We start from the raw sequence: 24,735 nt of genomic DNA, 5'->3' as shown, positions 1-24,735 counted from the left end.
GGCCGCTTCGCAGCCCAGCGGAAGCAAGCTACCTCGCCACAGCAGGCCCGCAGCTACGAGGGATTGGGTTGAGTCGGTCATAGCGCAGTGTCCAGGGCAGCATCGGTACGCACGCCGCGCCAGGCGTTGAAGCGATGGCGCGCGCGGTCCAGGTAAAGGTAAACCACCGGGGTGGTGTAAAGGGTCAGGACCTGGCTGAACACCAGGCCGCCAATAATGGTCAGGCCCAACGGGTGGCGCATTTCCGCACCATCACCACTGCCGAGCAGCAACGGCAAGGCACCGAGGATCGCGGCCAGGGTGGTCATCAGGATCGGCCGCAGGCGCAACAGGCAGGCGCTGCGGATCGACTCCAGCGGGCTCATGCCATCGTTGCGCTCCAATTGCAGCGCCAGGTCGATCATCAGGATCGCGTTCTTCTTCACCACGCCGATCAACAGGAACAAACCCAGCAGCGAGATCAGGCTGAACTCGCCCCCGAGCAGGTAGATCGCCAACAACGCACCGACACCGGCCGACGGCAGCGTAGACAGGATGGTCAGCGGGTGGATGTAGCTTTCATACAAGATACCCAGCACCAGGTACACCGCCACCAGCGCGCCGAGAATCATGAACGGCTGGCCTTTCTGGGTCGCGGCGAACGCATCGGCAGTGCCGGCCATCTTGGCGATCACATCCTCGGGCAACCCGACTTTGGCAATCGCACGCTCGATAGCCGCCGTGCCCTGCTCCACCGTGACCCCGGGCGCCATGTCGAAGGCGATATTCTCCGAAGCGAACTGGCCTTCATGGCTGACGCGGTCGTCGGCCAGGCTGTTCTCATAGTGGGCAATGGTCGACAACGGCACCCGTGCGCCGTCGGCCGTGATCACCTGCACCTGGTTGAGGGTGATCGGGTCCTGGGCGTATTTGGGGTTGACCTCCATCACCACCTGGTACTGGTTGAGGCTGTCGTAAATGGTGGAAATCTGCCGTTGGCTGTAGGCGTTGTTGAGCACCGCCGTGACCATGTCCATGTCGATGCCCAGGCGCTTGGCCTGGTCGCGGTCGACAATCAACGTCACCTGGGCCGCGCCGCGGCCTTCGCGGGCGTCGATGGCGGTCAGCTCCGGCAACTCACGCATCGCCGCCACGACTTTCGGGTACCACAGGCGCAACGCGGCCAGGTCGCCGCTTTGCAGGATGTAGGAATATTGCGCGCTGGTCTGGTCGCGGCCGCCCCCGAACTGCAGGTCCTGGTCGGCCATAAGGAACAAGCGCCCGCCCGGCACCAGCGGCACCTCCTTGCGCAGGCGCTCGATCACCGCCTGGGCGGAGATCTTGCGTTCGCCAAGCGGCTTGAGGCGCACCAGCATCACTGCGTTGTTAGTGCCTTGGTTGCCACCGATAAAGCCGGCCACACTGAGCACCGCCGGGTCCTTGAGCACCGCCTGGCGAAAGATCTCCATCTTCGGCTGCATGACGCTGAACGACAGGCCATCGTCACCGCGCACGAAGCCGATCAACTGGCCGGTGTCCTGCTGGGGCATGAAGGTTTTGGGCACCACCACGTACAGCGCGATATTCACGCCCACGGTGACGAACAGGCTGAGCAAGGTCAGGCGCCGATGGCGCAGCACCCAATCCAGGCTGGTGGCGTAGCCGGCGACCATGCGCTCGTTGATCTTCTGGCTCCAGCGCTGCAAACCGGTCTGCCGGTCCTTCACATGCGGCTTCAACCAGCGAGCGCACAGCATGGGTGTCAAGGTCAGCGAGACAATCAGCGAGACGATGATCGCCGCCGACAAGGTGATGGAAAACTCGCGGAACAGGTTGGTAACAATGCCGCCCATGAACAGGATCGACAGGAACACCGCCACCAGCGACACGTTCATCGACAGCAAGGTAAAGCCCACTTCCTGGGCGCCCAGGTAGGCGGCTTTCATCGGTGGCACGCCGTCGTCGATGTGCCGGGAAATGTTCTCCAGCACCACGATGGCATCGTCCACGACCAAACCGGTGGCGAGGATCAGCGCCATCAGCGAGAAGTTGTTCAGAGAAAACCCGTACAGGTACATCACCGCGAAGGTGCCCACCAGCGATACCGGCACCGCCAGGGTCGGGATCAGCGAAGCACGGAAGTTACCCAAGAACAGGTACACCACCAGGATCACCAGCCCCACGGCAATCAGCAGGGTCATTTCCGCCTCATGCAGGGTGGCAGTGATCACTGGCGAGCGGTCCATGGCCAGGCTGAGCTTGACGCTGGACGGCAACACCGCCTGCAACGCCGGCAACTGGGCCTTGATCTGCCGCACGGTTTCGATGATGTTGGCGCCGGACTGGCGGTTGATCACCAGCAACACCGCCGAATCATTGTTGAAGAAGCCGCTATTGTAGCGGTCTTCCACGCCATCAGTGATCTTCGCCACGTCCTTGAGGCGCAGGGCGGCGCCGTCCTGGTAGCGAATCAGCAGGGGCTCATAGTCCTTGGCTTTCTCCAACTGGTCGTTGGCCTGGATCTGCCAGTTGCGCTCGCTGTCTTCCAGTGAGCCTTTGGGCCGGCGCTGGTTGGCATTGGCGATGGTGTTGCGCACATCGTCCAGGGCGACGCCGTACTGATCGAGGGCCTTGGGTTCCAGTTCGATGCGCACCGCCGGCAGCGAACTGCCGCCGATCTGCACTTCGCCCACACCCGGCACCTGGGACAGGCTCTGGGACAGAATGGTCGAGGCCAGGTCGTACAACTGACCCTTCTGCAACACGTCGGAGGTCAGCGACAGCACCATGATCGGCGCCTGGGACGGGTTGATCTTCTTGTAGGTGGGCATGCTGCGCATGCCACTGGGCAGCAGGTTGCGCGACGCGTTGATGGCCGCCTGCACTTCCCGCGCCGCCCCGTTGATATCGCGGTCGGAATCGAACGCCAGAATCACCCGGGTAGAGCCCTGGCTCGACGAGCTGCTCATGGTGGTGATACCGGCAATCGCGCCGAATGAACGCTCCAGCGGCGTGGCCACCGTAGACGCCATCACCTCGGGGCTGGCGCCGGGCAAGCTGGCCGACACCACGATCACCGGAAAGTCGATCTGCGGCAATGGCGACACCGGCAACAAATTGAAGCTGACGCCACCGAGCAACATGATCGCCAGGCTCAGCAGCATGGTCGCGACCGGCCGGCGGATGAAAGGTCCGGACAGGTTCATGGCTCAACCGGCTCCAGGCGTTGTGGCTCTTTGCGCCAGCGCCGGCCAAGACGATCGAAGTACAGGTAGATCACCGGTGTGGTGAACAGCGTCAACACCTGGCTCACCAGCAACCCGCCGACCATCACCAGGCCCAGGGGCTGGCGCAGTTCGGCGCCGGAGCCGCTCGCTAGCATCAAAGGCACCGCGCCGAACAAGGCAGCCAGGGTCGTCATCAGGATGGGCCGGAAGCGCAACAGCGCGGCCTGGTAGATCGCGGTCTGCGGGTCCAGGCCCTGGTTGCGTTCGGCGTCGAGGGCGAAGTCGATCATCATGATCGCGTTCTTTTTCACGATACCGATCAGCAGGATGATGCCAATGATCGCGATCATGCCCAGGTCATTGCCACTGAGCAGCAACGCCAGCAAGGCCCCCACCGCCGCCGACGGCAAGGTCGATAGGATAGTGATCGGGTGGATGTAGCTCTCATAGAGCACACCGAGCACGATGTACATGGTGACCACCGCCGCCAGGATCAACAGCAAGGTGCTCGACAACGAGGCTTCGAACGCCTGGGCCGCGCCCTGGAACTGGGTTTGCACGCCCACCGGCATGCCGATGTCCTTCTGGGTCTGGTTGATCAGTTCCACGCCTTTGCCCAGCGCTACGCCGGGCGCCAGGTTGAACGACATCATCACCGCTGGGAACTGGCCGATATGGGCAATTGCCAATTGCGCCTGGCGCTGTTCCACATGGGCCAGGCTCGACAGCCGTACCTGACCACCGTCAGTGGTTTTCACATGGATCTGGTTGAGGGCCGCCGGGCCGAGGGTTTCGCCGGACTGGGCCTGCAACACCACTCGATACTGGCTGGCCTGGGTGTAGATGGTGGAGATCTGGCGCTGGCCGAAGGCGTCATACAGCGCATCGGTGATGGTCGAGACACTTACGCCCAGGCGCGAGGCCGCGTCGCGGTCGATCACCAGGTACACCTGCAAGCCTTTGTCCTGCAGGTCACTGGCCACGTCGGTGAGTTCCGGCAACTGGCTGAGGGCGTGTACCAGCTTGCCGCTCCATAACGCCAACAACTCGGCGTCCGGGGAGGACATGCTGAACTGGTACTGGGTACGGCTGACCCTGTCCTCGATGGTGAGGTCCTGCACCGGTTGCATGAACAGGCGGATACCCACCAGCTTGTCGATCTGCGGTTGCAGGCGGGTGATGACCTCGGCTGCGCTCAAGTCGCGCTGGCCGTGAGCCTTGAGGTTGATGAGCAAGCGGCCGCTGTTGAGGGTGGCGTTATCGCCATCCACGCCAATGTAGGACGACAGGCTCTCGACCGCAGGGTCGGCGAGAATGATCTTCGCCAGTTCCTGCTGGCGCTGGCTCATGGCCGCAAAGGAAATCGACTGCGGCGCCTCGGAAATACCCTGGATCACCCCGGTGTCCTGCACCGGAAAAAAACCCTTGGGCACCACCAGGTACAGCACCACCGTAAGCCCCAGGGTGGCGATCGCCACCAGCAACGTCAGCGGCTGGTGCTTGAGCACCCACTGCAACTTGCGGCCGTAGGCTTCGATCAGCCAATCAATCCAGGCGCCGCTGGCTTTGTAGAAGCGGCCCTGCTCTTCTTCCTTGGGTTCGCGCTTGAGCAGGCGCGCGCACATCATGGGCGTGAGGGTCAGGGACACTACCAGGGAAATCAAGATCGCCACTGCCAGGGTGATGGCAAACTCACGGAACAGCCGCCCGACCACGTCGGCCATGAACAGCAACGGGATCAATACCGCGATCAACGACAGCGTGAGGGACACCAGGGTGAAACCGATCTGCTTGGCGCCCTTGAGCGCGGCCGCCATCGGCGTCTCGCCTTCCTCGATATAGCGCGAAATGTTCTCCAGCATCACGATGGCGTCGTCCACCACAAACCCGGTGGCGATGGTCAGGGCCATCAGCGTCAGGTTATTGATGGAGAATCCGGCCAGGTACATCACACCAAAGGTGCCCACCAGGGACAGCGGCACGGCGATGGACGGAATGATCGTGGCGCTGACCCGGCGCAGGAACAGGAACGTCACCATGACCACCAGAGCAATGGCGATCAGAAGCTCGTGTTGCACGTCTTTGACCGAAGCGCGGATGGTCTGGGTGCGGTCGGTGAGCACCGTCACGTCCAGGCCGGCCGGCAGGTTGTCGGTGATGCTCGGCAGCAGGGCCTTGATACGGTCTACCACCTCGATCACGTTGGCGCCCGGCTGGCGCTGGATATTGAGCAACACGGCCTGGTTCTCGTTGGCCCAGGCGGCAAGGCGCTCGTTTTCGGCGCCGTCGACGATCTGCGCGACATCCTTGAGCCGCAGCGGAGCGCCATTGTTGTAGGCCAGGATCAGTTCGGCGTATTGCTCGGGCGAGACCAGTTGGTCGTTGGCGTCGAGCATCGAAACGCGGGTGGGGCCGTCAAAGTTACCTTTGGGCTGGTTGACGTTGGAGGCGGCGATCAGGGCGCGTACGTCCGAGAGGTTCAAGCCATTGGCCGCCAGGGCCTCGGGGTTGACCTTGATACGCACGGCCTGGCGCTGGCCACCGGCGATGCTGACCATGCCGACACCGCTGATCTGCGCGATTTTCTGCGCCATGCGTGTGTCGACCAAATCATTGAGCTTGGGCAGCAACATGGTCTTGGAGGTGATTGCCAGGGTCAGCACCGGGGTATCCGCCGGGTTGACCTTGTTGTACACCGGCGGCGCCGGCAGATCCTTGGGCAACAGGTTGGTGGCGGCGTTGATCGCGGCCTGCACCTGTTGCTCGGCCACATCCATATTGATGTCGAGGTTGAAACGCAGGGTCAGCACCGAGGCGCCGCCGGAGCTGGTAGAGGCCATCTGGGTCAGCCCGGGCATCTGCCCGAACTGGCGCTCCAGCGGTGCGGTGACCGCGCTGGTCATCACATCGGGGCTGGCGCCGGGGTACAGGGTCATCACCCGGATAGTCGGGTAATCCACCTGGGGCAACGCCGACACCGGCAGCAGGCGGTACGAAATGATGCCGGCCAGGACAATGGCCAGCATGCTCAGCGTGGTGGCGACCGGGCGAAGGATGAACAGGCGCGACAGGTTCATGAACCGACCTTTTGCGCCTTGCCGGCGTCAGCCCCGGTCTCCCCTTTCGCTGCGGGCTTGCCTTGCAGGTGCTCGGTCGGCGTGGTCGGCACCTCGCTGCTGGCGTTGACCACTTCGATCTCGCTGCCGTCCTTGAGGCGGTCGGTGCCTTCCAGCACCACGCGGTCGCCAGCGACCAGGCCGTCCTTGATCACGGTGTTTTCGCCATCGGTGTCACCTACCACCAAGGGCTGGACCTTGACCTTCTTGTCGCCGTCGAGCTTGTAGACAAAGGTGCCATTGTTGCCGAACTGGATCGCCGCAGATGGCGCCAGCACCACGTTCTTCAAGGTATCAGCCAGCAGGTGCACATTGACGAACTGGTTGGGGAACAGCGCCTGGTCCTTGTTATCGAAACGCGCCTTGAATTTCAGTGTGCCGGTGGTGACGTCAATCTGGTTGTCCAGGCTTTGCAGTACACCGACTGCCTGCTTTTTCACGTCGCCACGGTCCCAGGCTTCCACGGGCAACTTGTTACCGGCGTGGTAACGAGCCAGCACGGTTTCCAAGGTATTTTCCGGCAGGGTGAAGGCCACGCTGATTGGCTGGGTCTGGGTGATTACCGCCAGGGCGGTGGTGTCGTTGGCGGCGACGAGGTTGCCGACGTCAAGCTGGCGCAAACCGACCCGGCCGCTGATGGGCGCGCGGATTTTGGTGAATTCCAGGTTGAGCTTTGCGTCGTCCACCGCGCCCTGGTTGGTCTTGACCGTGCCCTGGTACTGCAACACCAGCGCTTCGGCGGTGTCCAGGGTTTGCTTGGCGATACTGTCCTGGGCGTACAGGTCGCGATAACGCTGTACATCGACCTGGGCGTTCTTCAACTGGGCCTGGTTCTGCAGCAAGGTGCCCTGGGCCTGGAGCAAGGCGTTCTGGTAGCTGCGCGGGTCGATTTCTGCCAGCAGGTCGCCGGCCTTGACCATTTGCCCTTCCTCGAAGGCGATCTTGACCAACTCGCCGCCCACCCGGCTGCGCACATTAATGGTGTTCAGCGCCGTGACCGTGCCCAGCGCCTTGTAGTACACCGGGAACTCACCCAGCACTGCAGGGGCCACGCGCACCGGCACTGGGCCAGTGGACCCGCCGAAGCCCGGGCGCGCCATGCCGGTTTTACCCGTGTGCCCGGCCGGAGCGTCTTTATGGGCCGCGCCGCTGGGCCAGAATTTCCAGCACAGGCCGGCGATAACCAGCAGCACGAGCAGGCCAAACAGCCAGCGGCGGGAGTTGCGGGGGGAGGATTGCATGGAGTGATCAACCATTGGGCGCGAGAGCTTCTACTTTGGGAGGCTGAAAGATAAGCACTGGGGGGCCTTAAGAAAAGCACCTTTACCGGCTATTTACTTTGGGCTTACAACGTTTAACTTCTGATCTTAGTCCACCGGCTATTTCGCTAAACCGCTGACGCTCAAATAAAAACGGCCTGGACTAGGCCAGGCCGCAATCATGCATCATACGTGTTACTGCCAAACGACAGTCATACGTAGAAACAGTTACTTCAACACAGCCAGGGCGGCGTCGTAGTTTGGCTCTTCAGCAATTTCCTTGACCAACTCGCTGTGCAGCACGTTGTCGTTTTCATCCAGCACCACGACAGCGCGAGCGGTCAGGCCCTGCAGCGGGCCGTCAGCGATGGAAACACCATAGTCAACGGCGAAGTCGGCATTGCGGAAATCCGACAGGTTCTTAACGTTTTCCAGGCCTTCGGAGCCACAGAAACGCGCTTGGGCGAATGGCAGGTCGGAGGAGATGCACAGGACCACGGTGTTGGCCACATCGTTGGCCTGGGCATTGAACTTGCGCACGGAAGTGGCGCAGGTTGGGGTATCAACGCTTGGGAAGATGTTCAGCACTTTGCGCTTGCCGGCAAAGGTAGCCAGGGTGGCGTTGGACAGGTCGCCGGCGGTCAGGGTGAAGTCTGCAGCTTTGGCGCCGACTTTCGGCAGTTCGCCTTCAACCTGGACCGGGTTGCCTTTAAGGGTGACTTGAGCCATGAACGGAATCCTTATGCTGGTTTTTGGTTAAACAAATTCGAGAGGCGGAAGTTAACCACAAAGTGCCGACGCTACCTACCGCCAGACACAAATTGTCATGTCGTCAGGTTGTGGTTTAATTGCGCGCTTTTCGCCCGCCCTTCAAGGAAACCTTTGCCGATGAATCAGCCTGTCACCAAAGTCCTGGTCATTGGTTACGTCTGGCCGGAGCCCCGCTCCTCGGCCGCGGGCGGGCATATGATGCAAATTCTTGAGAGTTTTCTTACGCAAGGTTGGGACATTACCTTCAGCAGCCCGGCCACCATTGGCGAGCACAAGGCCGACTTGCCGGCACTAGGGATCGCCGAACGCACCATCGAACTGAATAACAGCAGTTTCGACGACTTTATTCGCGAACTGGCCCCGGATATCGTGCTGTTCGACCGTTTCATGATGGAGGAGCAATTCGGCTGGCGCGTAGAACAATGCTGCCCCGACGCCCTTCGCGTGCTGGAAACCTCCGACCTGCAAAGCCTGCGCGACGCCCGTCACCAGCGGCTCAAAGAGCAGGTGAAAGCCCAACCCGACAGCGACGACTTCAGCGCCCTGTTCGCGCCGGCGCTGGAAGACGAGTTCCAACGCATGGCCGACACCGACCTGGCCAAACGCGAAATCGCCGCCATTTACCGCTGTGACATCAGCTTGATGATCTCCGACGTGGAAATCCGCCTGCTCACCGAACAGTTCAAGGTGCCTGCCGCCCTGCTCCACTGGTGCCCCTTGATGCTGCAACCGCCCACCGACGCATTTGCGCCCTTTGACGACCGTGCGCATTTCCTCAGCATCGGTAACTTCCGCCACGCGCCCAATTGGGATGCGGTGCTGTGGATGAAGCACCGCCTGTGGCCACTGATCCGCCAACAACTGCCAGGCGCCCAATTGCATATCTACGGCGCCTACACCCCGCCCAAGGCCACCGCCCTGCACAATCAGGCCCAGGGTTTCCATGTAATGAACTGGGCCGAAGATGCGCTGCAAGTCATGACCGCCGCGCGCATCTGCCTGGCACCGTTGCGCTTTGGCGCGGGCATCAAGGGCAAGTTGGTCGACGCCATGCTGTGCGGCACGCCCAGTGTCACGACCCCAATCGGCGCCGAGGCCATGGGCGATGACCAGCCCTGGCCCGGCGTGATTGCACAGGATGCGCCGGCCCTGGCTGCCGCTGCCGTGGCCCTTTATCAGGACCGTGAGCGCTGGACCCGGGCCCAGGAACACGGGCGCCAACTGCTGGCCCGGCGCTATGACCAGAACATCCACGGGGCCGCCTTGGTGGAATGCCTGGAACGCTGTCGCCGCGACCTCGCTGCCCATCGCCGGGACAACTTCACCGGCAGCATGCTGCGCCACCACGCGCATAAAAGTACCCAATACATGTCCCAGTGGATCGAGGCGAAAAACCGCACCCTGTAAACACTGCTGCTGGCGAGGACGTGCGTGACGGGGCATTATCCTACGCAGCGATCACAATAAAGCGACGGCAGCATGACCCGAGCAACGCGCATCACCGACCCTTCATACGAGTTGATGGACGACCACAACGGCCTGTCCATCATCTATCGCCAACACGGCTTCCCCTGCCCGCTGGTGCGCTGGCACTTCCACAAGGAATACGAGCTGCACCTGATCGTCGCCAGCTCCGGCAAGGTGTTTATCGGTGACTACATCGGCAACTTCTACCCCGAAAGCCTGTTCCTCACCGGCCCCAACCTGCCCCATAACTGGATCAGCCAGGTGGAAGAAGACGAAGTGGTGCCCAAGCGTGACATGCTGGTGAACTTCACCGATGACCTGTTCGAGAGCGGCAGCCATATTTTTGCTGAACTCAAGAACCTCGCACCGCTGCTGGAGCGCGCGCAGTACGGCATCGAATTTCGCTGCAAAAAAACCATCACCCAGGCCATGACCTTGATGCAACACATCGAGGACGCCAAGGGCATGGCGCGCCTGGGGCAGTTTTTTATCTTGCTGGACGTGTTGAGCGTGTGCGAGGACTACCAATTGCTGTCCGGCGTAACCACGCCGCAATTGGCCGACGAGCACAGCATAGACCGCACCAACCGGGCAGTGGATTACATCTTTGCACATTACGCCCGCGAGCTGCCGCTGGAAGAAGTGGCGCAATACCTGGGGATGAAGCCGACCTACTTCTCGCGGGTGTTCAAGCAGGCGACCGGTCGCACCTTTATCGAATTCGTCAACCGGCTGCGCATCAGCAAGTCCTGCGAATTACTCGCGGACGGTGACAAGGCCGTCACGGATGTGTGCTTTGAGTCCGGCTTCAACAATATCTCCAACTTCAACCGGCGCTTTCAGCAACTCAAGGGCATGACCCCTTCCCACTATCGGCGGTTGGCGATGCAGCGGTTGACGGAGCAGAACCTGATGCCTGTAGACACCTCGCACTTCAGTTAAAAAACCGCAAGCTGGCCATCTGGCGAACGCTCTCACGCCTGTCCCGATCACATCCCGTAATAGCTGGGGCGGAACGCCTCCCTGTGTATGACCAAAAAGCTACAAGTCAGTTGCTGCCAGACAACTCGACCACGCGCTTTCTTATCGTACCCATGAGGCCCCCATGAGCATTATTGCAACGCACTCGCCCTTACCCACCCCGCCCCGAAATTTGCCTCCATCCCCTGCAACAGTGGACGCACAAACCAGCCTGATTCGGACCCCACGCAGCCCATCGGCCGGTGTAGTGACCCTGGACGGCCGAAAAACAGCCGAGCCGTTGGTGAGTCAGGCTGACGCGGACATGGCAGATAAACTCGCCACCGCTTTGATGGAGGAGGTCAATGTACACGCTACCAGCCGTTACATGCCGTCTTCCTTCGGCACAGTCCATGACATTCCAACTCACTCAACATTCGGGCAGCTTTGGTCACAGCTGACGCACGCACTCAAAAACGAGCCATTCGCGACGTTTGCGAAGAATAACAACATCAACCTTTCAAACCTGAAACTAACGCCTTCCGGATTTCTGGATGGCACCATTAACGGCAAACGCAGCAGTTTTTCCAAATACGACGATGGCTTCGAGGAAGCCGCTGTCAACGTCTTCGAGGTTGTGCGCAAACTCTCTACGAACAACGTCCCGATTGTGTATATCGGCGAACACACCGCCACCACCCATGCCGTCGGTGCTTTTTACGCCATGAGGGTTCCGACGACGAAGGCCGAGGCACTCGAGCAAATCCGGGTGTTGCAGGATATCAAGACATTCCCATCGCTACTTGCTCCTGAAGGCAATGCTGCGCGGCCCCACCGACAGGACGTTCAGCACGTCAGGCATATGCGGGATGAAGCCATACAGAACCTTGCGCTGCAGGTCATGCTTGAGCCTGGCAAGTTCCCCCAGGCACAACGCCCGGACGTCGTGCAGCCGCCGGCGCCGCCCGGCAGCGCAGAACCGGCCACCACACCGATCGGAACCTCGAGCGCCACCACTGACCCCGTCGCAGATATTGCCCGTCGCCAGTTTGCCGGTGAGCCCAACGTTTACTCGGTGGTCGCTCGAGTGCTCAGCGACAGGCTGAAGGAAGCCTCTCCAGGGCTGGATTTCGACATCAACCAGATTGCCATTGAAACGCCCGATCCGGACAATCCCTCCAAACCCAAGCGCACACAATTGATGGCACTTGCCTTCGACTACCTGACTGGCGGTGACGCCCCAGACTTCCTCGATTCCGCCAGGGCGTTTGACACGCGTCCCGATCGACTGGCACGCACAGGCACCGCTGCCGACACTCCGCTAGACCTCGACTTTTCAGCTCTGAGCGGCGTCATGGGTGCGCTGCCAGACCGACTGAACCAGGCCTATGAGGCAAATTTGCGTGAGTACTGGGCCAAACCTGCGTTCAACACGGGCATTGATACCGGTGCCGTTTTCAGCGGCAGTCACCGGACGTTGGTCAGCCGCATTCTGAAAAGCAACCTGCAACTGGCCAGCCTTAAACAATCCGGCCTGGATGATGAACAGCGCAAGACCATCGACATGGTCGTGAGGCATCCCGAAGGCGCCACGCGCCCCGCCCCACTTGACCCCAACTCATCGGGCGCCACCGTCTACAGCCTGGCCGACGCCACACCGAACATGGTGGTTCATCGCTACCTGGCGCAAGCCAATCGCGACATCCTGCTGCTGGTGGAGCCCAGCGGCAAAATCACTCCATTCAACAGTTGGGATGAGCTCGAAAGCCTCGGCGGTCCAAAGGAAGAGATGACCGGCAACCTGTTCGATGGCCAAGCCGACGTCCTCATCAATCGGCATCTCGGCAGCAGTCTGATTTCCCCTGCCTCCCCACGTGGCCCGGACAGTTCGGTGCAGGAGCCGCCCACACTGCCCGACTGGATGAGCAACGCAGGCGAGGCCGAGCGTTTCATCATGCATGAACTCAGCCTGGGACTGGCCAGCTTCAACCAACTGAACGAAGGCCGCAGCTACAACAGCGATATCAAGGACATCCACACGTTCGCCCAGCAGCAATTCGACTTTTTGCCCAGAAGCAAAAAACTCACGGCGCACCCCGCGGCTAAACTCGAGGTGGTCTTCAAAGTCGCTTATGGGGCACAGGGTACCGCCGGGGAAATCGTCCGCCAAACCATGAGCCTGACAGACATGCTCCTCAATAACTTGTCAGGATTACCCAGCGGCCAGATTGAGGTCTTTTACAATACAGGGCTCAAGTATAAAGGCTCTGACTTCAAAGTCAGGGTGCCGGAGCTAGAGAAAGAAGGCGTACTCAAGCAGTTGGTCGACGACCTTGATATCGGCAAAACCTACCCTGACTTGCTGAGGAAAAAACTGCTTGACGACCCAACCGAAAAAGCCCGGCGCCAGGCACTGTTCGCTCAGCAGGTACCGCTGGAGCTGCAGTTCAAGGCGCTGGAACTGAGCATCAAGGCAGAGTCCGGTTTCAACACCACAGGTTTTCGCTACGTCCAGGAGCTATTCAAGCCAGGCCCTGGCCCCAGGATCGTTGATGGCCAAGAAATCGTGATCCGACCGCTGGCGTTCGATAACCGGGCCAATGGGAAAACCGATGTGGTCGAAGGCGCCTATCTGATCGAACCCAAGGACAGCACGAACGGCCCGCACATCCTGTACCGCCCCCTGATGGGCGATGCGTCGTTGATGCAGTTTCCAACCCGCCAGGCGCTGCTGGAAGCCATACAGAACAAAGGCAAGCTGCAAAACGACATCCTCGCCTGGTTGCCTGACGAACAGACCCGCAACACCTACAGTGGCAACGGTTTCAAACATCCAAACCTGGTGATATTCGGTTTAAACCTGGGCTCTGTCCCGATGAACAAAACTATTCCCTTGGCCATGGATACCCGCCTGCAACAGACGCTGCAGGCGGGAACATTGATAAACCACCTGTACGAAGCCAACGCCCGCAGCTTGATCACCTTGGCCGGACAGCAATCGACATCCGACGCACAAAGCCGCTGGGCGAGCCTCAAGGAAGGCGGTTTCCTGTTGCTCAATTCTGTCCTGCCAGTATTGCGCGGGCCCGGTGCCATGCTCGGCTTGATGATGCAGTCCCAGGGCATAATCAATGACCTGGGCGTCCTGCTCGATGATGACGCGCAAAATAAAGAGGCGGCCCTGACGGACCTGCTGGTCAACCTGACGACGTTGCTCGCCCAGTTCAAGGAGCGCTCATTGTCGGAGCCTTCAGCCGTCACCTCAAACAGGTCGGCAACCAACACCAGCGTATTGATCGACGGCGATGCACGCCTTACCCCGCCGCCACAACGCTTTCGAATGGGAGGCCCGCTGGAAAAGATCACACCTGTGGACGGTGAGATCCAGACCAATGTAGATACTTACAATCGTAAAGGTGAGGAAGTTAAACGCTTGAATATCATCGGTCACGCGGCCAAGCCTGAAGGTGAGCAAGGAGCGCTGATTGTCGGGGAGAATGACAAAGTCTTTACGGCTGAAGACATCAATAATGAGCTTTTCGCCCGTGGCATTGACATCAGGAATTACCCGGAAGTGCGTTTGCTGGTCTGTTACTCCGCCAAGGGCGGTGATAACTCGCTGGCATCACAACTGCACGCGCTGACTGGCGTGCCGGTCAAAGGTTATGAAGGCCCAGTGGACGTGAGTTACACATCTGGTACGGGCATAGACCCTGAGGATATCTACAAAACTGCCCTTGCAAAATACAAGGCAAAGTACCCAAGATTTTCTAAAGCCGACATTATCGAATTGGCAGAGATGGAGTTAAACAAACAACTGAAAGACGTTGATATATTTACCCACGTGGAAAAACAGAGTGGCAAAAAAGTAAATGTTAACTGGGGCACTATTAAAAAACCTCTTTGGGAGGAGATCGAAGTCGATTACCGGCCCAAGCGCTTCGGCTCGTCCAAGAAACGAACAAGTGCGGCCCCTGCCGAAATTCAAAGCCCCTCGAAAGAACTCAACGCCCTGGGTGAGTACAAGGATTTCAAGGATCTACCCGAGCCTGAAAAAATTAAAAACAGTATTGCCTTTACCCCCTCTGAAGACGGCCAGTATGAGTACTTCCTGGATCGACCAGCGGGCAGTAATGAAATCCGATTAAACATCATTGGGCATGGCGACAAAGGTGGAGTGACCTTCAAAAGCGAATTGAAAAATGCGCAGTCTTATTCACCCGAAGCGTTCGTTGGACTGATCGCGCCCATGCTGGAAAAAACCAGCGCTACCCAAATCAGAATGATCAGTAGTAAATCCGGCAGTACAGGTTTCGCTGAAGAGTTATCCAAACGCTTGAACGTTCCCGTGAAGGCCCCCGTCGGTACTGTCACACAGTTCGAAGTCATGAAGGACAGGTATTGGATTTTGGAAAAGCTCCCCAACCCACGTCGACCCCATGACCATGAGTGGAAAATCTTTACTCCCCCCGCCTCCGCCAGCTCGCGAGCTTTGAGGTTATGAGCCCGCGCGCAGGGCGGCGCACCCGTTGACTGAGCAGAGCCTGGCTTGAGCAAGCGCCCACCCGTCTGAACTGGTAGATGTGACAGTTCCCTGGATCACGGCGATTGTGAACTCTGGCTCTGTGAATAGTCCATTGGAGCCCCGTCATGAAGAAAACAGCCACCCCTCGTGCAATCAATGAGTTCAGCCGCTTTGAAATACCCGGAGAGACCTTCGGCTGGACCGGCGAAGGCCAGATACATATCGACAATTACGACAAACAAAGTCGCTGGTTCTCGACATCGGTCAATAGAGACTGGGGCAAAGCGCTGACCGGGGCCGCCGACGTTGAAGTGGTCATCAGGCTGCGCGGCGAACAAGCCGGTGAAATACTCATCGCCGCTCATCCGGAAGGAACAGGACGGCTCAACGACATATCAGTCGAAAAGCCAAGCCTTTATCGGTTCTACATCAGGTCCACGGCGACTGGCGAGGTGTGGGTAAGCTTCAAATTTGACTCCAACCGGAAAATGGTGATCGAGAGCATCAGCGTGCTGGGGCCCGTTCGAAAAAAAACCACTAAAGCACCCATACACCCCTGACGGTCTGTTCACCACGCAAACTGGGCGAGCAATTTGCTCAGCAGGCCAATATGGCGCAAGGCATTCTGCGCTCCGTAGCCAACGAGCCGGTCGAACTCAATGCGGTATGCCAGAACGGTAGCTGGTATGCCTATGACGCGAAAGCACAGGCAGGTTATGGGCCTGTGCTGGAAGGCTTTGTATCGGATACATCGTCAGCCGTTTGGCTGGGGAGTGCCTATAAATAGCAAATAGGCATTACCCCTCTTCGGGTGCCTGATCCGCGCTCGAAGATTCTCAGTGCAAAAAAGTATCAGTCCCAGTGCTCCCAAGGATTTGTCACCGCCGCTTTTGAAGGCTGTAATCAACGCACACTCTTCCTGACTCCTTGTAGGAAGACACAACAACAATAACCGTCCTTCTGTAGCCCCCTGGGCGCGGAAATGGAGTGCGCGATGAAGTTCACAGTAAAAACCCTGCTTGCCTGTTCTTGCATGACTGCATGCATGACCCTCAGCGCCGTCAGCCTTGGCGCGCAAACCCTGACCATTGCCACCGTCAACAACAGCGACATGATCCGCATGCAGAAGCTCTCGAAAACCTTCGAGGCCGAGCACCCGGAGATCAAGCTGAACTGGGTGGTGCTCGAAGAAAACGTGTTGCGCCAACGGCTGACTACCGACATCGCTACCCAGGGCGGGCAGTTCGATGTATTGACCATCGGCATGTACGAAGCCGCACTGTGGGGCGCCAAGGGTTGGCTGGAGCCGATGAAAGACCTGCCGGCTTCCTATGACCTTGATGACGTGTTCCCTTCGGTGCGTGACGGTTTGTCCGTCAAAGGCTCCTTGTATGCCCTGCCGTTCTACGCCGAAAGCTCGATCACCTATTACCGCACCGACCTGTTCAAGGACGCCGGGCTGAGCATGCCTGAGCACCCGACCTGGAGCCAGATCGGCGAATTCGCCGCCAAGCTCACCGACAAGTCCAAAGAACAATATGGCCTGTGCCTGCGCGGCAAAGCCGGTTGGGGTGAGAACATGGCGCTGATCACCACACTGGCCAACGGCTTCGGCGCGCGCTGGTTCGATGAGAAGTGGCAGCCGGAATTCAACGGCCCCGAGTGGAAGAACGCGCTGAACTTCTACGTCGACAACATGAAGAAATCCGGCCCGCCGGGTGCTTCCAGCAACGGCTTCAACGAGAACCTGGCACTGTTCAACAGCGGCAAGTGCGCGATCTGGGTGGATGCCAGCGTGGCGGGCTCGTTTGTTACCGACAAGAGCCAGAGCAAGGTCGCCGAGCATGTCGGCTTCACGTTTGCGCCCCACGAGAAGACCGACAAGGGCACGTCATGGCTGTATTCCTGGAGCCTGGCGATCCCGACCAGCTCCAAAGCCAAGGATGCCGCCAAGGTATTCACCAGTTGGGCCACCTCCAAGGAATACGGCCAACTTGTGGCCAAGACCGATGGCATCGCCAACGTACCACCGGGCACACGCACCTCGACCTACAGCGAGGAGTACATGAAGGCCGCGCCGTTCGCCAAGGTGACGCTGGAATCGCTGAAAGTGGCCGACCCCACCAAGCCGACCGAGAAACCGGTGCCGTATATCGGTATCCAGTTGGTGACCATTCCGGAATTCCAGGCGATTGGTACCCAGGTGGGCAAGTTCTTCTCGGGTGCGCTGACCGGTCAGCAGACCGTCGAGGCTGCATTGACCGCCGCGCAGACCACCACCGAGCGGGAAATGAAGCGGGCTGGTTACCCCAAGTAACCCAGCTTCACCCCCGCAAATACAGGAGCAGGGCTTTTGTGGGCGCTGGCTTGCCTGCGATGCAAACAACTCGGTCTATCCGTAACACCGAGGTAACGCCATCGCAGGCAAGCCAGCTCCCACAGTGACCGCGCTCCGACGCAGATTCTGTAGGCATCCGACTGGTTCTGATCACCATGAATACACCTCCAAAAAACCGCCTGGCCAACCCCGGCTGGTTTCTCGTCAGCCCCTCGGTGGCCTTGCTGCTGCTGTGGATGATCGTGCCGCTGGGCATGACCCTGTACTTTTCGCTGATCCGCTACAACCTGCTCTACCCCGGCGAAAACCAGTTCGTGGGGCTGGAAAACTTCAGCTACTTCATCACCGACTCGGGGTTCCTGCCTGGCGCCACCAATACCCTATTGCTGGTAGGCAGCGTATTGCTGATCAGCGTGGTGTTCGGCGTGTTGATCAGTGCGTTGCTGGAGGCCAGTGAGTTCCTGGGGCGCGGCATCGTGAGGGTGATGCTGATTTCGCCGTTCTTCATCATGCCCACCGTCGGCGCGTTGATCTGGAAGAACCTGATTTTCCACCCGGTGTCGGGGATTCTCGCCGCCGTGTGGAAGTTCTTCGGCGCCGAACCGGTGGACTGGCTGGCGCATTACCCGCTGCTGTCGATCATCATCATTGTGTCGTGGCAATGGCTGCCCTTTGCGATCCTGCTGCTGATGACCGCGATGCAGTCGCTAGACCAAGAGCAAAAGGAAGCGGCACGCCTGGACGGTGCCGGCGCCATTGCGATTTTCTGGCACCTGACCCTGCCCCACCTGGCCCGCCCGATTGCCGTGGTGGTGATGATCGAAACCATCTTCCTGCTCTCGGTGTTCGCCGAAATCTTCACCACCACCAACGGTGGCCCCGGCTACGCCTCGACCAACCTCGCCTACCTGATCTACAACCAGGCGCTGGTGCAGTTCGACGTGGGCATGGCCTCGGCCGGCGGCTTGATTGCCGTGGTCATCGCCAATATCGCGGCGATCATCCTGGTGCGGATGATCGGCAAAAACCTGACTGACAAGCCTTGAGGGCCGCGCCATGACGCTTCAACAATCCCGCCGCCTGCAAAGCCTGTTGCTCGGCACGCTGGCCTGGGCCATTGCGATCCTGATTTTCTTCCCGATCTTCTGGATGGTGCTGACCAGTTTCAAGACCGAAATCGACGCGTTCGCCACGCCGCCGCAGTTCATCTTCACGCCGACGCTGGAGAACTACCTGCACATCAACGAGCGCAGCAACTACTTTGCCTACGCCTGGAACTCGGTGGTGATTTCGTTCAGCGCCACCGCCCTGTGCCTTCTGATTTCGGTACCGGCCGCCTACTCCATGGCGTTCTACGAAACCCAGCGCACCAAGGGCACGCTGCTGTGGATGCTGTCCACCAAGATGCTGCCGCCGGTGGGCGTACTGATGCCGATCTACCTGCTGGCCAAGAGCTTTGGCCTGTTGGATACGCGCATTGCGCTGATCATCATCTACACCCTGATCAACCTGCCGATTGTGGTGTGGATGGTGTACACCTACTTCAAGGACATCCCCAAGGACATCCTCGAAGCCGCCCGCCTGGACGGCGCCACCCTGTGGCAGGAAATGGTGCGCGTGCTGCTGCCAATCGCCAAGGGTGGCCTGGCGTCCACGGTACTGCTGTCGTTGATCCTGTGCTGGAACGAGGCGTTCTGGTCGCTGAACCTGACCTCCTCCAGCGCCGCGCCGTTGACCGCCTTGATCGCCTCCTACTCCAGCCCCGAAGGCTTGTTCTGGGCCAAGCTGTCCGCCGTCTCGACCCTGGCCTGCGCGCCGATCCTGATCTTTGGCTGGATCAGCCAGAAGCAGTTGGTACGCGGTTTGTCCTTTGGCGCCGTCAAATAATAATTCGAAAAGGAGGCCCATCATGGCCAACCTGAAAATCAAGAATCTGCAAAAAGGCTTCGAAGGTTTTTCCATCATCAAGGGCATCGACCTGGAAGTGAACGACAAGGAATTCGTGGTGTTCGTCGGCCCGTCGGGCTGTGGCAAATCCACCCTGCTGCGCCTGATCGCCGGCCTGGAAGAGGTCAGCGACGGCACCATCGAACTCGATGGCCGCGACATCACCGAAGTCACCCCGGCCAAGCGCGACCTGGCCATGGTGTTCCAGACCTACGCGCTGTACCCGCACATGAGCGTGCGCAAGAACATGTCGTTTGCCCTGGACCTGGCGGGTGTCGACAAGAAGCTGGTCGAGAGCAAAGTCAGCGAAGCGGCACGCATCCTTGAGCTGGGGCCTTTGCTGGAGCGCAAGCCCAAGCAACTCTCGGGTGGCCAGCGCCAGCGCGTGGCGATTGGCCGAGCGATTGTGCGTAATCCGAAGATTTTCCTGTTCGACGAACCGCTGTCCAACCTCGACGCGGCGCTGCGCGTGCAGATGCGCCTGGAGCTGGCGCGCCTGCATAAAGAACTGCAAGCGACCATGATCTACGTGACCCACGACCAGGTCGAAGCCATGACCCTGGCCGACAAGGTGGTGGTGCTCAACAGTGGGCGCATCGAACAGGTCGGCTCGCCGCTGGAGCTGTACCACCAGCCAGCCAACCTGTTTGTGGCCGGTTTTCTCGGCACGCCGAAGATGGGTTTCCTCAAGGGCCAGGTCACCCGCGTCGACAGCCAAGGCTGCGAGGTGCAACTGGACGCCGGCACCCTGATCAGCCTGCCGTTGAGCGGCGCCACCCTGAGCGTGGGCAGCGCGGTAACCCTGGGCATTCGCCCGGAACATCTGGAAATCGCCGCGCCAGGGCAAACCACCCTGACCGTGACCGCTGACGTTGGCGAGCGCCTGGGCAGCGACACCTTCTGCCATGTCATCACCCGCAACGGCGAACCGCTGACCATGCGTATCCGTGGCGACATGGCCAGCCAATACGGCGAAACGCTGCAGTTGCACCTGGACCCGGCGCACTGCCATCTGTTCGACACCGATGGCGTAGCCGTGGCCCGTCCACTGCGCGCTGCCGCCTGATTCCGTGAGTATTTCCAGATGAAATTGAATAAAACCAACCTTACCCAACTGGCGCCCGAAGTGCAGGTGCCGACCTACGCGCTTGCCGACACCCGCCAGGGCATCGCGCACATCGGCGTCGGCGGTTTCCACCGTGCGCACCAGGCGTTCTACACCGATGCCCTGATGAACACCGGCGAGGGCCTGGGCTGGGGCATCTGCGGCGTCGGCCTGCGCAGTGAAGACCGCAAGGCCCGCGATGACCTGGCCGGCCAGGATTATTTGTTCACCTTGTATGAACTGGGCGACACCGACGACACGCAAGTGCGCGTGATCGGCTCGATCAGCGACATGCTGCTGGCCGAAGACGGCGCCCAGGCGCTCATCGATAAACTTGCCAGCCCCCAGATCCGCATCGTCTCGCTGACCATCACCGAAGGCGGCTACTGCATCGATGACAGCAACGGCGAGTTCATGGCCCACCTGCCGCAGATCCAGCATGACCTGGCGCACCCGAGGGCACCGAAAACCGTGTTCGGCTTTATCTGCGCTGCGCTCACCCAGCGCCGCGCAGCTTGCACCCCGGCCTTTACGGTGATGTCCTGCGATAACCTGCCTCACAACGGCGCCGTCACCCGCAAGGCCTTGCTGGCCTTCGCCGCCCTGCACGACGCGGGCCTGCATGACTGGATCAAGGCCAACGTGAGCTTCCCGAATGCCATGGTTGACCGCATCACGCCAATGACCAGCACCGCCCACCGCCTGCAACTGCACGACCAGCACGGGATCGACGATGCCTGGCCGGTGGTGTGCGAGCCGTTTGTGCAGTGGGTGCTGGAAGACAAATTCGTCAACGGCCGCCCGGCCTGGGAAAAGGTCGGCGTGCAGTTCACCGATGACGTCACGCCTTATGAAGAAATGAAGATCGGCCTGCTCAACGGCAGCCACCTGGCCCTCACGTACCTGGGGTTCCTCAAGGGCTACCGGTTCGTTCACGAGACCATGAACGACCCCCTGTTCGTGGCGTATATGCGCGCCTACATGGACCTGGACGTCACGCCGAACCTGGCGCCGGTACCTGGTATCGACCTGACCGAATACAAGCAGACCCTGGTGGATCGCTTTTCCAACCAGGCGATTGCCGACCAGTTGGAGCGCGTATGCTCCGATGGTTCATCGAAGTTTCCCAAGTTCACCGTGCCGACCATCAACCGCCTGATTGCCGACGGCCGCGACACGGACCGTGCCGCCCTGGTGGTGGCGGCCTGGGCGCTGTATTTGAAAGGCGTGGATGAAAACGGCGCGCACTACAGCATCCCGGACCCACGGGCAGCGTTCTGCCAGGAGCTGGTGAGCGATGACGCGCTGATCAGCCAGCGGTTGCTGGGGGTGGAAGAGATTTTTGGCACGGCTATTCCCAAGTCGGCGGCGTTTGTGGCAGCGTTCCAGCGTTGCTACGAAAGCCTGCGCGACAAAGGCGTCACCGCCACACTGCAAAACCTCCTGAACAAACCGGATTAAACATGTGGGAGCTGGCTTGCCTGCGATAGCGGTGGTCCAGTCAACCCTGCGGTGACTGCCAGACCGCTATCGCAGGCAAGCCAGCTCCCACATTGACCGTATTTTCAATCCAACAATAAGACTGCTGAGCACTCCATCATGACCCAGCAAAACCTTTACCTCGGCATCGACTGCGGCACCCAGGGCACCAAGGCCATCGTCCTCGATGCGTCCAGCGGCAAGGTGCTGGGCCTGGGCGCCGCGGCGCACACCTTGATCAGCGGCGCCAATGGCCGTCGTGAACAACACACCCAGGAATGGCTGGACGCCTTCACCGCGGCCACCCATCGCGCCCTGCAACAGGCCGGCGTGGATGGCCAGGACATCCTCGGCATCGGCGTATCCGGCCAGCAACACGGCCTGGTGTTGCTGGATGATCAAGGCCAAGTGCTGCGCCCGGCCAAGCTGTGGTGCGACACCGAAACCACGCCAGAGAACGACCGGCTGCTGCACCATCTGGGCGGCGAACGCGGCTCTCTGGAGCGCCTGGGCGTGGCCATCGCACCAGGCTACACGGTGTCCAAGCTGCTCTGGACCCGTGAACAGCACCCGGAAGTCTTCGCGCGCATTGCCCATATCCTGCTGCCCCACGACTACCTCAACTACTGGCTCACCGGCCGCGCCTGCGCCGAGTATGGCGATGCGTCGGGTACCGGTTACTTCAACGTGCGCCGCCGGGAATGGGATGTGGCGTTGCTCCAGCACATCGACCCCAGTGGCCGCCTGCAAGCCGCTTTGCCGACACTGATCGAGGCCGACCAAGCGGTGGGCACGATCCTGCCGGCCATTGCCGAGCGCCTGGGCATCAACCCCGACGCGGTGGTGTCCAGTGGTGGCGGCGACAATATGATGGGCGCCATTGGCACCGGCAATATCGCCCCCGGCGTGATCACCATGAGCCTGGGCTCGTCGGGCACCGTGTATGCCTTTGCCGACCAGCCAAACATCAGCCCCCAAGCCTCGGTGGCGACCTTCTGCTCCTCCAGCGGCGGTTGGCTGCCGCTGATCTGCACCATGAACCTGACTAACGCCACCGGGGTGATTCGCGAGCTGTTCGAACTGGACCTCGACACCTTCAACGCCCTGGTCGAACAGGCACCCATCGGCGCCGATGGCGTGAGCATGCTGCCGTTTCTCAACGGCGAACGCGTACCCGCCCTGCCCCACGCCACCGGCAGCCTGCAGGGCCTGACCATGACCAACCTGACCCGCGCCAACCTGTGCCGCGCGGTGGTCGAAGGCACCACCTTCGGCCTGCGTTATGGCCTGGACCTGCTGCGCCAGACCGGCCTGCAAAGCCAGAGCATCCGCCTGATCGGTGGCGGCTCGAAAAGCCCGCTGTGGCGGCAGATGGTCGCCGATATCATGCACACCGAAGTGGTGTGTACCGAACAGAGCGAGGCCGCCGCCCTGGGCGCGGCGATCCAGGCGGCGTGGTGCCAGAGCGGCGAACCGCTGGCCAGCCTGTGCGACAAATGCGTGAGCATTGACCCGGCCAGCCGCACCTTACCCGTGGCCGCCAATGTCAGTGCCTATCAACAAGCGTATCAGCGTTATCAACAGCACGTGGCAACCCTTTAAGAGCGAGCAACTATGTATCTGGTGTGTGGTGAAGCGCTGTTTGATTTCTTCAGCGAGGAGGATGCCAGCGGGCAGGCCGCCAAGCTCAATTACAAGGCGATTGCCGGTGGCTCGCCGTTCAACGTCGCGGTGGGTTTGCGCCGCCTGGGGATCGAGTCGGGGTTCTTCGCCGGCCTGTCCACCGATTACCTTGGACGGCGCTTGCAGCAAGTACTGAAAGACGAAGGTATCAGCGAACGCTTTCTGGTTGAGTTCGACGCGCCGACCACCCTGGCGATGGTAGCCGTGGGCGCCAATGGCTCGCCGCAGTACAGCTTTCGCGGCGAAGGGTGCGCCGACCGGCAATTGCAACTGACCCACTTGCCACCTTTGGGCGACGAGATCCGCGGGCTGCATGTGGGCTCGTTTTCGCTGGTGGTGCAACCGATTGGTGACACACTGCTCAGCCTGGTCAAGCGTGAAAGCGGCAAGCGCTTGATCAGCCTCGACCCCAACGTGCGCCTTAACCCGCAGCCCGATATTCACCTGTGGCGCGCACGCGTCGCAGAGCTGGTGCAACACGCCGACCTGATCAAGGTCAGCGACGAAGACCTGCACCTGCTCTACCCCGACCAGACACCGGAAAGCGTGCTGCAAGGTTGGCTACACCACCGCTGCCAACTGGTGTTCCTCACCCGTGGTGGCGATGGTGCATCGGTGTTCAGCCGCCAACATGGCACCTGGTCGCAACCTGCGGTCAAGGTGGTGATGGCCGATACGGTGGGCGCTGGTGATACCTTCCAGGCGGCGCTGATTGCGTGGCTCACGGAACAGCAGTTGGATTCGGTTGACGGGCTGCAAAGGCTCAGTCGCGAGCAGATCGACGCCATGCTGGGCTTCGCGATTCGGGCTGCCGCACTGACCTGCGGCAAGACCGGCCCAGACCTGCCCTATCGTCAACAACTGGCTTGAGCTGAGCGG

The 24,735-nt window shown here is 60.4% G+C and carries 15 protein-coding genes; 11 read left to right on the top strand and 4 right to left on the bottom strand.

The genetic code is table 11. From position 1 onward, the window contains the following. Positions 1-77: 77 nt before the first annotated feature. The 4 genes from ACP7CZ_RS21630 to tpx all read right to left on the bottom strand — a co-directional run bounded on the left by ACP7CZ_RS21630 (position 78) and on the right by tpx (position 8,310). Positions 78-3,185 carry an efflux RND transporter permease subunit gene (locus ACP7CZ_RS21630; protein ID WP_054921435.1) on the bottom strand — a complete coding sequence of 1,036 codons (3,108 nt, stop codon included), beginning with the start codon at positions 3,183-3,185 and terminating at the stop codon, positions 78-80. Next, positions 3,182-6,283, bottom strand: coding sequence for an MdtB/MuxB family multidrug efflux RND transporter permease subunit (locus ACP7CZ_RS21625; RefSeq protein WP_014718694.1), 3,102 nt, complete (start codon positions 6,281-6,283; stop codon positions 3,182-3,184). Before ACP7CZ_RS21625 ends, ACP7CZ_RS21630 begins: the two co-directional genes overlap by 4 nt. Further along, entirely contained in the window at positions 6,280-7,578 is a 1,299-nt protein-coding gene (locus ACP7CZ_RS21620; RefSeq protein ID WP_106118030.1) for an MdtA/MuxA family multidrug efflux RND transporter periplasmic adaptor subunit, read from the bottom strand. The genes ACP7CZ_RS21625 and ACP7CZ_RS21620 overlap by 4 nt, the downstream gene beginning before the upstream one ends. Before the next feature lie 231 nt (positions 7,579-7,809). Beyond that, the gene (gene tpx / locus ACP7CZ_RS21615) at positions 7,810-8,310 is read right to left on the bottom strand and encodes a thiol peroxidase (RefSeq protein ID WP_003190967.1); all 501 of its coding nucleotides are present in this window, start codon (positions 8,308-8,310) and stop codon (positions 7,810-7,812) included. A 159-nt stretch (positions 8,311-8,469) separates the two neighbouring features. Between tpx and ACP7CZ_RS21610 the strand changes: the two genes are divergently transcribed. The 11 genes from ACP7CZ_RS21610 to ACP7CZ_RS21560 all read left to right on the top strand — a co-directional run bounded on the left by ACP7CZ_RS21610 (position 8,470) and on the right by ACP7CZ_RS21560 (position 24,726). Further along, positions 8,470-9,759, top strand: coding sequence for a glycosyltransferase (locus ACP7CZ_RS21610; protein WP_181125110.1), 1,290 nt, complete (start codon positions 8,470-8,472; stop codon positions 9,757-9,759). A 72-nt stretch (positions 9,760-9,831) separates the two neighbouring features. Next, positions 9,832-10,761 (top strand): AraC family transcriptional regulator, encoded by a 930-nt coding sequence (locus ACP7CZ_RS21605; RefSeq protein WP_034127646.1) that lies wholly within the window; start codon positions 9,832-9,834, stop codon positions 10,759-10,761. Between the two features lie 343 nt (positions 10,762-11,104). Then, complete coding sequence (locus tag ACP7CZ_RS21600) at positions 11,105-15,283, top strand: dermonecrotic toxin domain-containing protein (protein ID WP_294157743.1); 4,179 nt, start codon at positions 11,105-11,107, stop codon at positions 15,281-15,283. Positions 15,284-15,429: 146 nt separating this feature from the next. Then, on the top strand, positions 15,430-15,864 hold the full coding sequence (locus tag ACP7CZ_RS21595; protein WP_294157741.1) for a hypothetical protein: 435 nt from the start codon (positions 15,430-15,432) through the stop codon (positions 15,862-15,864). Positions 15,865-16,298: 434 nt separating this feature from the next. After that, positions 16,299-17,621: an ABC transporter substrate-binding protein gene (locus tag ACP7CZ_RS21590; RefSeq protein ID WP_054897451.1), complete on the top strand. Its 1,323-nt coding sequence runs from the start codon at positions 16,299-16,301 to the stop codon at positions 17,619-17,621. Positions 17,622-17,797: 176 nt separating this feature from the next. Next, positions 17,798-18,688, top strand: coding sequence for a carbohydrate ABC transporter permease (locus ACP7CZ_RS21585; protein ID WP_034127650.1), 891 nt, complete (start codon positions 17,798-17,800; stop codon positions 18,686-18,688). Positions 18,689-18,698: 10 nt separating this feature from the next. Further along, positions 18,699-19,529, top strand: a complete 831-nt coding sequence (locus ACP7CZ_RS21580; protein WP_005788583.1) for a carbohydrate ABC transporter permease — start codon at positions 18,699-18,701, stop codon at positions 19,527-19,529. Between the two features lie 22 nt (positions 19,530-19,551). Next, positions 19,552-20,655: an ABC transporter ATP-binding protein gene (locus ACP7CZ_RS21575; RefSeq protein WP_057977216.1), complete on the top strand. Its 1,104-nt coding sequence runs from the start codon at positions 19,552-19,554 to the stop codon at positions 20,653-20,655. 18 nt (positions 20,656-20,673) lie between these two features. Continuing rightward, positions 20,674-22,155 carry a mannitol dehydrogenase family protein gene (locus ACP7CZ_RS21570; RefSeq protein WP_294157696.1) on the top strand — a complete coding sequence of 494 codons (1,482 nt, stop codon included), beginning with the start codon at positions 20,674-20,676 and terminating at the stop codon, positions 22,153-22,155. Between the two features lie 138 nt (positions 22,156-22,293). Continuing rightward, complete coding sequence (gene xylB / locus ACP7CZ_RS21565) at positions 22,294-23,775, top strand: xylulokinase (RefSeq protein WP_186526813.1); 1,482 nt, start codon at positions 22,294-22,296, stop codon at positions 23,773-23,775. A gap of 12 nt (positions 23,776-23,787) precedes the next feature. Further along, positions 23,788-24,726: a carbohydrate kinase family protein gene (locus tag ACP7CZ_RS21560; RefSeq protein WP_252950914.1), complete on the top strand. Its 939-nt coding sequence runs from the start codon at positions 23,788-23,790 to the stop codon at positions 24,724-24,726. The last annotated feature ends 9 nt before the right edge of the window (positions 24,727-24,735 follow it).

Source organism: Pseudomonas sp. DWP2-2 (genome assembly GCF_049897065.1).
Taxonomy (GTDB): Bacteria; Pseudomonadota; Gammaproteobacteria; order Pseudomonadales; family Pseudomonadaceae; genus Aquipseudomonas; species Aquipseudomonas paracarnis.
Note: the sequence above shows the minus strand (reverse complement) of the source record. Positions and strands in the feature narration are given on the sequence as shown.

What these genes read in the sequence shown, in the direction of transcription:
- ACP7CZ_RS21630 (WP_054921435.1), bottom strand. Translation starts at nt 3,185, where the DNA reads ATGAACCTGTCCGGACCTTTCATCCGCCGGCCGGTCGCGACCATGCTG.
- ACP7CZ_RS21625 (WP_014718694.1), bottom strand. Translation starts at nt 6,283, where the DNA reads ATGAACCTGTCGCGCCTGTTCATCCTTCGCCCGGTCGCCACCACGCTG.
- ACP7CZ_RS21620 (WP_106118030.1), bottom strand. Translation starts at nt 7,578, where the DNA reads ATGGTTGATCACTCCATGCAATCCTCCCCCCGCAACTCCCGCCGCTGG.
- tpx (WP_003190967.1), bottom strand. Translation starts at nt 8,310, where the DNA reads ATGGCTCAAGTCACCCTTAAAGGCAACCCGGTCCAGGTTGAAGGCGAA.
- ACP7CZ_RS21610 (WP_181125110.1), top strand. Translation starts at nt 8,470, where the DNA reads ATGAATCAGCCTGTCACCAAAGTCCTGGTCATTGGTTACGTCTGGCCG.
- ACP7CZ_RS21605 (WP_034127646.1), top strand. Translation starts at nt 9,832, where the DNA reads ATGACCCGAGCAACGCGCATCACCGACCCTTCATACGAGTTGATGGAC.
- ACP7CZ_RS21600 (WP_294157743.1), top strand. Translation starts at nt 11,105, where the DNA reads ATGGCAGATAAACTCGCCACCGCTTTGATGGAGGAGGTCAATGTACAC.
- ACP7CZ_RS21595 (WP_294157741.1), top strand. Translation starts at nt 15,430, where the DNA reads ATGAAGAAAACAGCCACCCCTCGTGCAATCAATGAGTTCAGCCGCTTT.
- ACP7CZ_RS21590 (WP_054897451.1), top strand. Translation starts at nt 16,299, where the DNA reads ATGAAGTTCACAGTAAAAACCCTGCTTGCCTGTTCTTGCATGACTGCA.
- ACP7CZ_RS21585 (WP_034127650.1), top strand. Translation starts at nt 17,798, where the DNA reads ATGAATACACCTCCAAAAAACCGCCTGGCCAACCCCGGCTGGTTTCTC.
- ACP7CZ_RS21580 (WP_005788583.1), top strand. Translation starts at nt 18,699, where the DNA reads ATGACGCTTCAACAATCCCGCCGCCTGCAAAGCCTGTTGCTCGGCACG.
- ACP7CZ_RS21575 (WP_057977216.1), top strand. Translation starts at nt 19,552, where the DNA reads ATGGCCAACCTGAAAATCAAGAATCTGCAAAAAGGCTTCGAAGGTTTT.
- ACP7CZ_RS21570 (WP_294157696.1), top strand. Translation starts at nt 20,674, where the DNA reads ATGAAATTGAATAAAACCAACCTTACCCAACTGGCGCCCGAAGTGCAG.
- xylB (WP_186526813.1), top strand. Translation starts at nt 22,294, where the DNA reads ATGACCCAGCAAAACCTTTACCTCGGCATCGACTGCGGCACCCAGGGC.
- ACP7CZ_RS21560 (WP_252950914.1), top strand. Translation starts at nt 23,788, where the DNA reads ATGTATCTGGTGTGTGGTGAAGCGCTGTTTGATTTCTTCAGCGAGGAG.